This window comes from Bacillus sp. FSL P2-0099, from assembly GCF_038007445.1.
GTDB classification, from domain to species: Bacteria; Bacillota; Bacilli; order Bacillales; family Bacillaceae_G; genus Bacillus_A; species Bacillus_A mycoides.
In genome coordinates, this window is the sequence record NZ_JBBOXE010000001.1 from 464,922 (window position 1) to 478,418 (window position 13,497).

At 35.2% G+C, this 13,497-nt stretch carries 15 protein-coding genes; 9 read left to right on the plus strand and 6 right to left on the minus strand.

Annotation, left to right across the window (positions count from 1 at the left end; genetic code table 11):
- The first annotated feature begins 110 nt into the window (after window positions 1–110).
- The gene (locus tag MKY90_RS02375) at window positions 111–704 is read left to right on the plus strand and encodes a DedA family protein (RefSeq protein ID WP_002029574.1); all 594 of its coding nucleotides are present in this window, start codon (window positions 111–113) and stop codon (window positions 702–704) included.
- 14 nt (window positions 705–718) lie between these two features.
- On the opposite strand, the gene MKY90_RS02380 is transcribed toward MKY90_RS02375, so the two are convergent.
- The 3 genes from MKY90_RS02380 to MKY90_RS02390 form a co-directional block, all read right to left on the minus strand.
- Window positions 719–1,147, minus strand: a complete 429-nt coding sequence (locus MKY90_RS02380) for an EamA family transporter (RefSeq protein ID WP_002029573.1) — start codon at window positions 1,145–1,147, stop codon at window positions 719–721.
- A 107-nt stretch (window positions 1,148–1,254) separates the two neighbouring features.
- Window positions 1,255–1,401, minus strand: coding sequence for a BH0509 family protein (locus tag MKY90_RS02385; protein WP_000817786.1), 147 nt, complete (start codon window positions 1,399–1,401; stop codon window positions 1,255–1,257).
- A gap of 155 nt (window positions 1,402–1,556) precedes the next feature.
- Window positions 1,557–1,973, minus strand: coding sequence for a pyridoxamine 5'-phosphate oxidase family protein (locus MKY90_RS02390; RefSeq protein WP_002125015.1), 417 nt, complete (start codon window positions 1,971–1,973; stop codon window positions 1,557–1,559).
- A gap of 179 nt (window positions 1,974–2,152) precedes the next feature.
- Between MKY90_RS02390 and cax the strand changes: the two genes are divergently transcribed.
- Window positions 2,153–3,208 (plus strand): calcium/proton exchanger, encoded by a 1,056-nt coding sequence (gene cax, locus MKY90_RS02395; protein WP_341090219.1) that lies wholly within the window; start codon window positions 2,153–2,155, stop codon window positions 3,206–3,208.
- Window positions 3,209–3,289: 81 nt separating this feature from the next.
- Window positions 3,290–4,087, plus strand: coding sequence for a YfkD famly protein (locus MKY90_RS02400; protein ID WP_063219476.1), 798 nt, complete (start codon window positions 3,290–3,292; stop codon window positions 4,085–4,087).
- A 192-nt stretch (window positions 4,088–4,279) separates the two neighbouring features.
- Here MKY90_RS02400 and yfkAB read toward each other — a convergent pair whose 3' ends face one another.
- Entirely contained in the window at window positions 4,280–5,407 is a 1,128-nt protein-coding gene (yfkAB, locus tag MKY90_RS02405) for a radical SAM/CxCxxxxC motif protein YfkAB (protein ID WP_063219475.1), read from the minus strand.
- Window positions 5,408–5,620: 213 nt separating this feature from the next.
- On the opposite strand from yfkAB, the gene MKY90_RS02410 reads away from it, so the two are divergent.
- From MKY90_RS02410 to truA, 6 genes are all read left to right on the plus strand, one after another.
- Entirely contained in the window at window positions 5,621–5,803 is a 183-nt protein-coding gene (locus tag MKY90_RS02410) for an SE1561 family protein (protein ID WP_002010264.1), read from the plus strand.
- 206 nt (window positions 5,804–6,009) lie between these two features.
- A complete protein-coding gene (gene fumA, locus MKY90_RS02415; protein WP_088293327.1) occupies window positions 6,010–7,533 on the plus strand; it encodes a class I fumarate hydratase in 1,524 nt (507 codons plus the stop codon).
- A 126-nt stretch (window positions 7,534–7,659) separates the two neighbouring features.
- On the plus strand, window positions 7,660–8,442 hold the full coding sequence (gene pdaA / locus MKY90_RS02420) for a delta-lactam-biosynthetic de-N-acetylase (protein ID WP_002029593.1): 783 nt from the start codon (window positions 7,660–7,662) through the stop codon (window positions 8,440–8,442).
- A gap of 59 nt (window positions 8,443–8,501) precedes the next feature.
- Window positions 8,502–9,365 (plus strand): DNA-3-methyladenine glycosylase family protein, encoded by an 864-nt coding sequence (locus MKY90_RS02425; protein ID WP_002125025.1) that lies wholly within the window; start codon window positions 8,502–8,504, stop codon window positions 9,363–9,365.
- A 10-nt stretch (window positions 9,366–9,375) separates the two neighbouring features.
- On the plus strand, window positions 9,376–10,755 hold the full coding sequence (rlmD, locus tag MKY90_RS02430) for a 23S rRNA (uracil(1939)-C(5))-methyltransferase RlmD (RefSeq protein WP_002029595.1): 1,380 nt from the start codon (window positions 9,376–9,378) through the stop codon (window positions 10,753–10,755).
- Between the two features lie 83 nt (window positions 10,756–10,838).
- Window positions 10,839–11,576, plus strand: coding sequence for a tRNA pseudouridine(38-40) synthase TruA (gene truA / locus MKY90_RS02435; protein ID WP_002125027.1), 738 nt, complete (start codon window positions 10,839–10,841; stop codon window positions 11,574–11,576).
- Between the two features lie 52 nt (window positions 11,577–11,628).
- Here truA and MKY90_RS02440 read toward each other — a convergent pair whose 3' ends face one another.
- Entirely contained in the window at window positions 11,629–11,826 is a 198-nt protein-coding gene (locus tag MKY90_RS02440) for a hypothetical protein (protein ID WP_002140273.1), read from the minus strand.
- A gap of 81 nt (window positions 11,827–11,907) precedes the next feature.
- A complete protein-coding gene (locus MKY90_RS02445; RefSeq protein ID WP_341090225.1) occupies window positions 11,908–13,311 on the minus strand; it encodes a sigma-54 interaction domain-containing protein in 1,404 nt (467 codons plus the stop codon).
- Between the last annotated feature and the right edge of the window lie 186 nt (window positions 13,312–13,497).

Sequence of the window (13,497 nt, forward strand, 5' to 3'; positions counted from 1 at the left end):
GTAGAGTTCATTATAAAAACAATGTATAGTGAATATGTATACCATGTTTGTCTTAAAGATAGAATGGGCACAATATGGGATAACGATCGTGTATAGGATGTGTCTTCCGAATGGAACAACATATTGGCGAGTTAATCGCACATTATGGATATTTTGGAATTATTATAGCTTTAGCTGGCGGGATTGTTGGATTACCTATACCGGATGAGTTTTTATTGACTTTTATTGGATATAACATTTCAAAAGGAGTTATGTCAGGAACAGCTGCTTTTTTAAGTGGAATGGCAGGTGCAATGCTTGGCATTACATTAAGTTACATATTAGGTTTAAAACTCGGGCTCCCTGTTTTAAAAAAATATGGTCCGAAAGTTAGAATTAAGGAACATCATATTGAAAAAACACACATTTTATTTGAAAAATACGGTCCATTTCTTTTAATGATTGGCTACTTTATACCGGGAGTACGTCATTTAACAGCATATTTTGCTGGAGTTTCAAATTTAACATTGTGGCGATTTTGTTTGTATGCTTACGGTGGTGCACTAATTTGGATAAGTGTTTTTATTGGCTTAGGTTGGAAACTGGGAGAGAAGTGGCGCTTTGTTGAATATAGTTTACATCATTATGGAATATGGATTTTATTAGTTTCGGCAATTGTAATATTGATTGTGTGGATTTACATAAGGAAAAGAAAAAACCGCTAATAATAGCGGTTTTTTTAGCTGAAAGCAATAAATAATACACCAGCTGTAATAAAGACTACACCAATACCGGTCATAAAGTTTAACTTTTCACCTAATATAATCATCGCGAGAATAATGGAAAATACTACACTTAATTTATCGATAGGTGCTACTTGTGAAACTTTTCCTGTTTTTAACGCAAGAAAATAAAATAGCCATGACGAAGCACCAGCGATTCCACTTAATGTGATAAATAGCAGTGCTTTTTTATTTAGGAGGACATCACCGATATTTTGAAATTTACCTTGTATAATAATAACTCCTACCATAAATAATGCCATAATAATAGAGCGAACCGTTGTTGCGACGTTGGCATCGATTCCATCTAAGCCAATCTTTCCGAAAATAGATACGAGGGCAGCAGCAATTGCTGATAATAGTGCGAATAATAGCCATGAACTCATAGTGAAACTCCTCCAATCTTACATTATTATACATGAAAATCATTCTCATGTATAAAAACGAAATAAACCCCCGCCCTATATTTTTAATAAGGTGGGGGTTTATTATACTACTCTGCTATTTCTTCATATAAAAAGTACGTTACATTATAAATATGCTCTACTTCATCGTCTGTCATAAATAATAATTCGTCACGTTCAATCCCTTTTTTCTTTTCAATAAACTCAATCATGTTTTTTCGTTCTTCTCTTTTCATCAATTTTAATTTCTCCCCTCAATCTGTTTTAATACAGTTTATTTAAGTTACTGCTATTATATAACAGAATCTTTAGAAAGTTCCACCTATTTTATTGTTTTTTTCAGAAGAACCTTTCGACAAAACAAGCCCACCTAAGGGGGCTTGTTTTTATTTTATAGTCGTAAAAACTCGGGCTCGGTCGTACCGGCACCATCGATGTAATAAATTGTATCAGGATTGATTTTTATTAGTACGTAATTAGGGTCTTCCGCACCGAGTAACCAGCGTTTTAAGCTATTAGTCCAAAATTTGTTTTTTAATGTTTGATCTTCTTCGATGGAAGCTATGCCTTCAACTTCAATGTAATCCTCATCTAATTTCTTTCCTTCACGTCCAAGTAGCACATGTACATTGGGGTTTTTTTCAATATCTGTTATCTTTTTTGAATTTCGATCTGTTGCAACATATAGTACAAAATCTTCGTGGAAAAACATCATAAAGGCGCTATGTGGCTTATCGTTACGTACAGTAGATAATACACCAGTGCGTTGACCTTGAATAATAGTTGCGATTTTTTCTTTTAAGTGCATATTTTTAGCCTCTTTTCATAATTCATAATTTTTTCTGTCTGGACAAGATAATTTAAATATCTTTCATACTGTTTTCTTCAATCCGATTTTTTAAACGTAATTGTGATGAAATCGGACAAGTTAGGAGATGAATAATAATAATATCGAGGAGAAATACATACGATGGAAGGATGAAAAGCATGTTTAATAAAATATTTCTCATAGTAGCGCTTATAGGTGTACCACTTTCTGTAATCGGAAAAACACTTCATTGGCCACAAACTATTATGTTTGCTGTATACTGCATTACTATTATTGCATTAGCTGGTTTTATGGGGAGGGCGACAGAAAGTTTAGCAATTGTTTCTGGGCCTCGGATAGGTGGTTTATTAAATGCAACTTTCGGTAATGCCGTGGAACTTATCATTTCAATTTTTGCACTCCAGGCAGGATTAACAGAAGTTGTTTTAGCTTCCTTAACTGGTTCTGTACTTGGAAACTTATTATTGGTAGGAGGGTTATCCTTCTTTATAGGTGGCCTTAAGTATAAAAGACAAAGTTTCAATGTTTATGATGCAAGACATAATTCAGCTTTATTAATATTTGCTGTTGTCGTAGCTTTTGTTATTCCAGAGATTTTTTCAATGAAGATGGATGCTGGAAAGACGTATCAATTAAGTATTGGTGTTTCTATTATCATGATCATTATGTATCTTGCTGCATTGCTATTTAAGTTAGTTACGCACCGCGGTGTATATCAACATAAAAGTGATGAAGTAGCGCATGAGGAAGAGCCGGAGTGGTCCAAAGGTAAAGCGCTACTCGTTTTAGCGATAGCAACACTTGCAGTTGCTTATGTGTCAGAGGCACTCGTACATACTTTTGAAACGGTCGCAAAGTCGTTTGGCTGGTCAGAGTTATTTATAGGGGTTATTATCGTTGCAATTGTTGGTAATGCAGCAGAACATGCATCTGCGATTATTATGGCATATAAAAATAAAGTAAATATTGCAGTAGAAATTGCAGTAGGTTCTACATTACAAATCGCCATGTTTGTTGCTCCTGTGTTAGTACTTCTTTCGATGCTTTTTACACAAAAGATGCCTCTAGTATTTACAATACCAGAACTTGTTTCTATGATTACAGCTGTTTTCTTAACTATTGCTATTTCAAATGATGGGGATACAAACTGGTTTGAAGGAGGCACTTTATTAGCTGCGTATATCATTATGGGAATTGGTTTTTATTTATTATGAAAAATAGGGATAACAATGCTTCAGAGGGAAAACACTAAATACAGTAATTTATATACCTTTACATAGGAAGGAGCCAGACAGGTGAAACGAATATACAGCATATGTCTTTCAACCATGGTCTCGTTTATTTTATTATTTCCTAACAGTAGTTTTGCAAAGACAACGGTAGAAGTAAAAATGCCTTCATCTGTTTTAAATATTTCAAAGGATAATACATTTCCAAATGATGCACAAGATTTACCGCGTTTACAGCCAAGTAAGTTTGCGCAAGAACTATTGAAAACAGCAAATATCAAAATTGAAAACCCAGATTTAATTCGAATGTTTAATGAAACGACAATTTCGAATGCACCGCTTGCAGTAGGGTACCGAGCGAAAATTTATTTAGGGCAATGGGCATTAAATTATGAGTCAATAGACACATCGATTAATTGGGAATATAAGCAAGTAAATCGAAATGTATATGATAATCGCGGAGGGGATCGCTTATACCCACTTCGCTATAAGCAAGAAACCCAAAAGACAATCGAAGGTGATTTAACAGCAGATATGAAAGATACTACAGATGTGAAAAAAATGATGCTTCTAAAAGCGCTTGAAAAAGTACAATTGCCACTTTCATTTAAAACAACCATTGGTTATGGTACCGGACATGAGCGTGTTTATAATATTAGTCCAAGTCAACTTGGATATTTATATGCGTATACACCAGCAGTAAATGAAAAAGGAAAAGTAACATTTGGAGAAGTCTACCTTGTGTTAAAAGGGAATCAAAAAAAGCTTGTCGTGAAAAATATTACATCTCAAGGAATCGGAGCCGCTATTCCAATTCATGATCATTTATTTTTTAAATTTGTTTCTTCATCGCATGCACAATGAAATAAAAAACGTCAGCCTATAAGCTGACGTTTTTTATTTATCCCGCTATTTGCGGGCAGTAAAACTCCCACCTCAAAATTCGGCTGGAGCAAAGAAGTTAGGTGGGAGGCCCTGCTGCCCGTAAACTCCCGATTGGTGTGGGCTAATAATCAGTGGGGGATGAACAAAACAACCACTGATTAAAGTTTCACTTTATAACATAATGTTTGATGTTTTTGATAAGAAATCTTCTTTTGGATAGTAGCTATTTTTTACAAGAACGTTTGGTCCAAGGCATTTCACGGCAGGACAATGGCAACTTAATGATTTTGCTGTTTTTGAGTCACACCATTTGTCGTAAGCTTCTTGTAGTGTATTTGTTTGTACATTACCTAGAAGCGGGACATCACCGAAGTCGGTCACGATAATATTTCCATCGAAAATATTTACGTTCAAACGAGAACGACCATCTGGATCATTGCGGACAGTTACATTTTTACTTTCATGTAATTTCTTTAGTGTAGCTAAATCGTGTTTATTATCACTACATGCATAGAAAGGTAATGTTCCGAATAACATCCACACATTTTCATCACGGATCTCTAATAAATGTTCAACTGCATTTCGAATTTCTTCTTTTGTTAAAATTTCAAGTGTGCTAGCGAAGTCACTCGGATACATCGGGTGAACTTCATGACGTTTACAGCCCATTTCTTCAACGATTTGACGGTGAATATGTTCAATATGTGGTAGAGTTCGTTTGTTTAACATAGTTTCGGCTGATACGAGTACACCTGCCTCTGATAGAGCTTTACTATTTGTAATCATTCTTTCAAATAATTTAGCGCGCTGTTCATAAGTAGGCTTACGCTCCATCATTGCAAATCCGCCTTCAACGAAGTCATCGATTGTTCCCCAGTTATGTGAAATGTGCAATACATCTAAGTAGGGAATAATTTGTTCGTAACGTGCTAAATCTATAGTTAAGTTTGAGTTAATTTGAGTGCGAACGCCTCGTTCATGGGCGTATTTTAAGAGTGGTGTTACATAGTTGTCGACGGATTTTTTTGAAAGCATAGGTTCTCCGCCTGTAATACTTAAAGAACGTAAATGAGGAATCTCATCTAATCGTTTTAATAAAAGCTCCATCGGAAGCGGGTTTGGATCTTTCGGCTGTAATGTGTAACCAACAGCGCAATGCTCGCAACGCATATTGCATAACGTCGTCGTTGTAAACTCAACGTTTGTTAATAGTAGTTTGCCGTACTCTTCAAGGTCCATATACGCTTCCCATGGATCGTAAGAAGGAGTAATCGGCTTCATTATTTGTGATATCGTCATATGAAATACTCCTTTGACTATTGAAATAACAATTTGTCCATTCTCTATAATAGAAGAATATGAGCTTTTTATAAAGTGAAACTTTTTTGTAAAAAAAGAGAGAGGGCTTACATTATAATGAATTACTGTGACGAAATTGATGAAATTACATGCCCATAGCAATCATTTTTGCGGTATAATAAAAGCAACTCGAATTAAAAGGAGAGTGCCTTCATGGGAAAAGCAATTCAAGGTAAAGATTCACAACTAGTATATTTGAAAGAACGTTTAAATATGTTCATTGAAGTAATTGATACGATTGAACCAGAAGAGGTAGAATTAGAAGATGTAGATCGTCTTCTTGCAATGTTAGATGAATTAGAACTGAAATGTGAGCAATTTAAAAAAGACGAATAATATATTAAAAAGGCTGCCACTACAAAATTGGCAGCCTTTTTCTGTACGGATAATAGAAGGAATATAGAAAAAAAGGTATAATCAAGTTGTGAAAAATTTCATTTAACCTTTAATGGCGTGAAATAAATAAACAGCTGAAGAGTATAACAATGGAATTTTCATTTCATAACGTTTTGGTAGCGTTCACAATTGAGGGGGAAGTAACAATGGAAAAGCTTCAAGAAAGCATGTATCAACTAATTGTTGAAACGTCAACGAACTTACCGAAAGATGTTCGTCGCGCAATTCAACAAGCGAAAGAACGAGAAAATGCAGGAACTCGTTCGGCGATGGCACTTGGCACAATTACGAATAACATTAAAATGGCAGATGATAATATCTCGCCAATTTGCCAAGATACAGGGATGCCAACGTTTAAAATTTATACACCAGTTGGTGTGAATCAATTAAAACTGAAGGAAGCTATCTATAGTGCGCTTGAGCGGGCGACAAAAGATGGTAAACTTCGTCCAAACTCTGTTGATTCTCTTTTTGGAGACAATAGCGGAAACAATTTAGGACCAGGTACACCTGTTATTAAGTTTGAACAATGGGAAAAAGATTACATTGATGCACGTTTAATTTTAAAGGGCGGCGGTTGTGAGAATAAAAATATTCAATATAGTCTGCCTTGTGAAATAGAAGGACTTGGACGAGCTGGGCGTGATTTAGAAGGAATTCGTAAATGCCTTCTTCATGCAGTATATCAAGCGCAAGGTCAGGGGTGTAGCGCAGGAGTAATCGGCGTCGGTATCGGGGGAGACCGCACATCAGGTTACGAATTAGCAAAAAATCAATTATTCCGTACATTAGATGATGTAAATCCAGTTCCAGAATTACACAAGCTTGAAGAGTATGTATTAGAGAATGCGAATAAGCTTGGCATTGGTACGATGGGATTTGGCGGAGAAACAACTTTATTAGGTTGCAAAATTGGAGTATATAATCGTTTGCCAGCGAGCTTCTACGTATCTGTTGCGTATAATTGTTGGGCATATCGTCGTCTTGGTGTAACAATTCATCCTGAAACAGGTGAAATTATGGATTGGTTGTACCAGGAAGGTGAAGATACACTTCAGCAAGATGCTGCGCAAGAACAAACAGAGCAGCGTGAAATCGTATTACAAGCTCCAATTACAGAAGAGCAAATTCGTGAACTTCGTGTTGGTGATGTTGTTACAATTAACGGCATGATGTATACAGGACGTGATGCGATTCATAAACATTTAATGGATAACGATTGTCCAGTAGATTTAAAGGGACAAATTATTTATCATTGTGGTCCAGTTGTAGTGAAAGATGAAAATGATAATTGGCAAATTAAAGCGGCAGGTCCAACGACAAGTATTCGTGAAGAGCCATATCAAGGTGATATTATGAAAAAGTTCGGTATTCGTGCTGTAATTGGTAAAGGTGGTATGGGTGCTAAAACATTAGCAGCTTTAGAAGAACACGGTGGTGTGTACTTAAATGCAATTGGTGGTGCAGCGCAATATTATGCTGAATGTATTAAAGAAGTGAAAGATGTTGATTTCTTACAATTCGGTATCCCAGAGGCAATGTGGCATTTACGTATCGATGGTTTTAAAGCAGTTGTAACGATGGATTCTCATGGTAAAAGTCTACATGCTGATGTTGATAAAACATCACTTGAAAAATTGGCGAGCTTTAAAGAACCTGTATTTAAGTAAAGAGAAGTGCATCTCGAATTATTCGAGGTGCATTTTTTTGGTATATATAGAAAAACATGTTCAGCATGAAAGAAAGCAGGGAAACAGAAACTACAGGTACGATTATATATGGAAAGGAGACTATTTATGAAATATAAATGGTTATATATAGGTCTCATTTTTTCAATTATGATGGCACTTGTTCCAGTTTCAACATTTGCTTATACGAATACACCACATAACTGGGGAATCCCACGTCCTAAAAATGAAACGGTGCCAGATGCAGGGAAACTATATACAGAATTACTACAAAAAAATGGTGGGTTTTATTTAGGAGATACGAAGAAAAAAGATATTTATTTAACATTTGATAATGGATACGAAAATGGATATACAGGAAAGATTTTAGATGTACTGAAGGAGAAAAAAGTACCAGCAACTTTCTTTGTGACGGGACATTATATAAAAACACAAAAAGATTTATTATTAAGAATGAAAAATGAAGGACATATTATTGGTAATCATTCTTGGAGTCATCCAGATTTTACAACAGTAAATGATGCAAAACTTCGTGAAGAATTAACGAGCGTAACGGAAGAGATTAAAAAAGTTACTGGGCAAAAAGAAGTGAAATATGTACGCCCTCCGCGAGGCGTGTTTAGTGAAAGAACGCTAGCGCTTACGAAAGACATGGGATATTATAACGTGTTTTGGTCGCTTGCATTTCTTGATTGGAAAGTAGATCAGCAAAGAGGATGGCAATACGCTCATAATAATGTAATGACTATGATTCATCCAGGATCTGTTTTGTTACTTCATGCAATATCAAAAGATAATGCAGAAGCACTTGCGAAAATCATTGATGATTTGCGCGAGAAAGGGTATCATTTTAAAAGCCTAGATGATTTAGTAAAAAGCAATCAACCGTAAGCATGTATGCTTGCGGTTTTCTCATGCTATAATGATGTGTAAAAAGGATGGGGAAACGTATGTGGAGCGAACATGTTACGTTAGAATATCCGTACCATTTTGAGGAAGTACTAAAGCGTTTATCTTTCGACCCGTTAAACGTTATTCAATTAGACGAGAAAGTAATTTATGTCCCGCTTTTTATAGACGAAGAACAGATTGTTGTTCGTTTGCAAGGGATTGGTACTGTTCAAAATCCACAGTTTTGGATCTCTAGTCAGGCAGGAGATCAAGAGAAAGTAATGAAACGAATGAGATCCATTTTTCACTGGAATGAACCGTTTCAAAATATACAAAATCATTTTTTAAACACATCATTACGTCCACTATTTGAAACATATGCTTATACTCCAATTATTTTAGAATTTGATTATTTCGCTTGTCTTCTTCGCTGTATTATTCATCAACAAATAAATTTGAAATTTGCTACTGTGCTAACAGATCAATTTGTAAAACGATATGGGACAGAGAAGAACGGCGTTTTCTTTTTCCCAACACCAGAAAGAGTAGCAAACATTTCAATAGAAGAATTGAGAGAGCAGAAGTTTAGTCAGCGAAAAGCCGAATATATAGTAGGATTAGCAAAACATATTGTAGGCGGTAAATTAGATTTAGCAAGGATACAAAACGAAACAGAAGAAGAAGTATCGGCACAATTGTTACCAATAAGGGGTATTGGAGCATGGACAGTGCAAAACTTTTTAATGTTTGGGCTTGGTCGGAAAAATATGTTTCCAAAAGCAGACATTGGAATTCAGCGCGCAGTGCAAGGTGTATTTCAATTAGATAATAAGCCTGATGATGCATTTTTAGAAAAAGTGAAACAAGAGTGTGAACCATATTGCAGTTATGCAGCGTTATATTTATGGAAAAGTATAGAGTAGAGGTGTAATAATGATACAAAAGCAACAAGAGAGTAAGTTGGAAGTTGGTCAAACGTTTCCTGTGACAATTAAACGTCTTGGGATTAACGGAGAAGGCGTTGGTTATTTTAAGAGACAAGTTGTTTTCATTCCAGGGGCATTACCAGGAGAAGAAGTTGTTGCTGAAGCAACGAAAATTCAGCGTGGCTTCGCTGAAGCGAAAGTGAAAAAAGTTCGTAAATCCTCACCACATCGTGTGAAAGCACCATGTTCAGTATATGAGGAGTGTGGTGGCTGTCAATTGCAGCATTTAGATTATAAAGAACAATTAAATCAAAAGCGTGATATCGTTGTACAAGCATTTGAGAAGTACATGAATAACAGTCTGGAAGAGAAAATTCGTCCGACGCTTGGTATGGAAAATCCATGGCATTATCGTAATAAAAGTCAATTGCAAGTGGGGCGTAAAGACGAAAAGGTTATTACAGGGTTATATAAGCAAAACTCACATCAGTTAATTGATATTTCTCATTGCATGATTCAGCATAAAGCAACGAATGAAGCGACAAAAGTTGTAAGACGTATATTAGAAAAATTAAATGTTTCTATTTACAATGAGAAAAAACAAAAAGGTTTAGTACGCACAATTGTGACACGTACTGCAGTTCAAACAGGGGAAGTGCAAGTCACACTTATTACAACAAAAGAAGAATTACCAAATAAAGATCAATTTATCGCAGAAGTGCAAAAACAAATGCCAAGTGTTAAATCAATTATGCAAAACGTAAACTGGCGTAAAACATCTGTTATTTTCGGTGATAAAACATTTAAATTAGCTGGAAAAGAAGTAATTCAAGAAACACTAGGTGATTTATCATTTGAATTATCAGCACGCGCATTCTTCCAATTAAATCCAGAACAAACAGTTGTTTTATACGATGAAGCGAAAAAAGCAGCTGCTTTAACAGGAAACGAGAAGATTGTGGATGCGTATTGTGGTGTCGGTACGATTGGACTTTGGCTTGCGAATGATGCAGCGGAAGTACGTGGTATGGATGTAATTCCAGAAGCGATTGAGGATGCAAAGAAAAATGCAAAACGCCACGGATTCACAAATGCAAAGTATGAAGCTGGTAAAGCGGAACAATGGTTACCAAAGTGGGTAAAAGAAGGCTGGCGTCCAGATGTCATTGTTGTCGACCCACCGCGTACAGGTTGTGATGATAAATTACTTGAAACGATTTTAAAAGTGAAACCGAAACAAGTTGTTTACGTGTCTTGTAACCCGTCCTCATTAGCACGTGATGTGGAAACATTAATGGAGAGCTATGAAGTGGAGTATGTACAACCAGTTGATATGTTCCCGCATACTGCGCATGTAGAAAATGTAGTGAAACTTGTTAGAAAGTAACATTCAATAAGGATATGTCCCTCACAAAGCAGGAGCTATGTGAGGGTATATTTTATTTAGCGAATGGAAGTAAGGAGAATATAATGAACAATTATAAATTGACGATTCAATATGATGGTGCGCGTTATAAAGGGTGGCAACGTCTTGGTAATAATGACAATACGATTCAGGGGAAAATCGAAAGTATAATATCTGAAATGGTCGGAAAAGAAATTGAAATTATCGGCTGTAGTAGAACGGATGCTGGTGTACACGCTTTGAATCAAGTAGCTAACTTTCAAAGTGATGAGAAGTTAGTAGAACATAAAGTAAAAAAGTATTTAAATCAATATTTACCAAATGATATTAGTATTACGAGTGTAGAAGAAGTACCAGATCGTTTCCATGCTCGTTACAATTCTAAAGCAAAAACATATCTTTATAAAATTTGGAATGAAGAGCATACGAACCCATTTATGCGTAAATACAGCATGCACGTGAATAAACAATTAAATGTGAAAAGCATGAAAGAAGCTGCGAAACATTTAGTTGGTTCACATGACTTCACTGCCTTTTCAAATGCAAAGTCTAAGAAAAAATCTATGGTTCGAGAAGTGTATACACTTGATGTTTCCGAAGAATCAGGATTTGTACAAATTAGAGTAAGTGGTAACGGATTCCTTCATAACATGGTGCGGAAAATTGTTGGAGCATTAATTGAAGTTGGATTAGGGCAATTAGAGGCGGACGCAATTCCAAACATTTTAGAGGAAAAACAACGTAATCAAATTAATTGTCTTGCTGAGGCGAGTGGATTGTATTTGGAGAATGTTGAATTTTAATAATAAGTAAAAAAATCGAGCTGATAAGGCTCGATTTTTTTGCACTCTGAAATTAAGAAGATTTCTCTTTCTTCATACGTAGCTTCAAATTCCAAAAAGCAGCAAGCATAATAGCTGCAAAGGAGCCGCTAATTGTGCCTAAGAGCTTTGCATGAGGAAAGCTGCTCATATCAATGAATAGCATTATACATAGAATGGTAGGGAAAAGACCTAAGTAGTGTAATAACTTCAACTTCTTATCATTACTCATATACATTGCCCCTTTCTAGCATATTATACGTTTATTATAACATATTTTACCAGTTTCTTTACACTTGGAGAAAGATTCATTTCATATGTGTAAGTGCAATTTTTTAATTCGATATTGTAAGTTTTGTCTACTCAATCCTAAAAATTTTGCAGCTTGTGAGATATTACCTTTATTTTCTTTAAGAATTTGATGGATATATTTCTTTTCCATTTCTTCGATTATACGTTTTAAAGTTTGTGGCGTATCAGTATTGTGACTAGTTAGCGGAGTCTGCATATTCAGTTCCTTTTTTGCTAGTTTGCGAAAGTGCGTTGGCATATGGAACGCTGTAATGATATCTTCATCTTCTATTAAGTTCATGGAGCCTTCAATTATATGTTCTAGTTCTCTCACATTACCAGGCCAATCGTATTTATAGAAGAAGTTATTTACGTTTAAATCTACATCTTTTACGCTAAGATCAAATTGGATATTGTATTTTTCAATAAAGTGTTGAACAAGATATGCAATATCTTCTTTTCGTTCCCGTAAAGGTGGAAGACATAAAGTAACAACGCTTAATCGGTAATATAAGTCTTGTCTTAATCGATTGTGTGCTATTGCTTCAAGAGGATCTTCATTAATAGTTGCTATAATACGAACATCAATTTCTTTTTCTTGTGTACCTCCGATTCTTCGTATTGTTTTTTCTTGTATAGCCCGCAGCAATTTAGCTTGAAGTGCTGGGCTTAATGAGTTGATTTCATCTAATAACAAAGTTCCCCCATTTGCCTCTTCAAATAAACCAGGTTTATCTATTGCTCCTGTAAAAGCACCTCGATTTGTACCAAATAGTAAACTTTCCATTAAGGTTTCTGGTATAGCGGCACAGTTTTGCGAAATAAATGGTTTTGTTGAACGCTGGCTTTCATTATGGATGCTTTGCGCAAATAGCTCTTTACCGGTCCCTGTTTCCCCGATTATAAGTATGGAGGATGGCGTACGTATTACTCTCTTTGCTTCTGTAATGACCGATTGAATAGCTCTAGAATCACCAATTATGTGATCAAAGGTAAACTTAGTATTTTGTTTTCGAGAAAGGTTCGTTTTCATTGTTTGCTTTAAATGACTAATCTCTTTTGAAATTTCAATAGCGCCTTTAATTTTTCCATTTTCTATTATAGGAAAAGTATCGTTAATCGTCGTAATCTCTTGTCCTTTATTGTTAAAATACGTTTGTTTTATATTTTTGTTTGTTTTTCCAAGTTTTAAAGCCTCTATAAGAGTACTATTTTTATTTTCTTCAAATGCAAATACTTCTAAAGGATTTTTATCTAGCACATCTAAGCGATCCATTGATTCAATTTCCATCATTTTGCGGTTATAGATAATCGTTTTACTTTCCTCATTAATAATATGGATCCCGATATCGAGTTCATTGAGTAAAGTTTCGTATAGCACATTCATTTCAATAATCTTTTTAAAATTGATTTCTTCTGTATGCATGTATTATCTTCTCCTCGTTATACCCTATGAAGACTGACTTTTTATAATTTTATTAAAATTCTCATAAAATCGCAAAATTTTTTTGCTATTTTCTCTTAAAAATTTTCAAATGATAGAAAAATTTTGCGGTTATGCAGATTTTTTTCGTAAGAAATCCTAATTTTACATAGGTATTGAGGTTGGTAC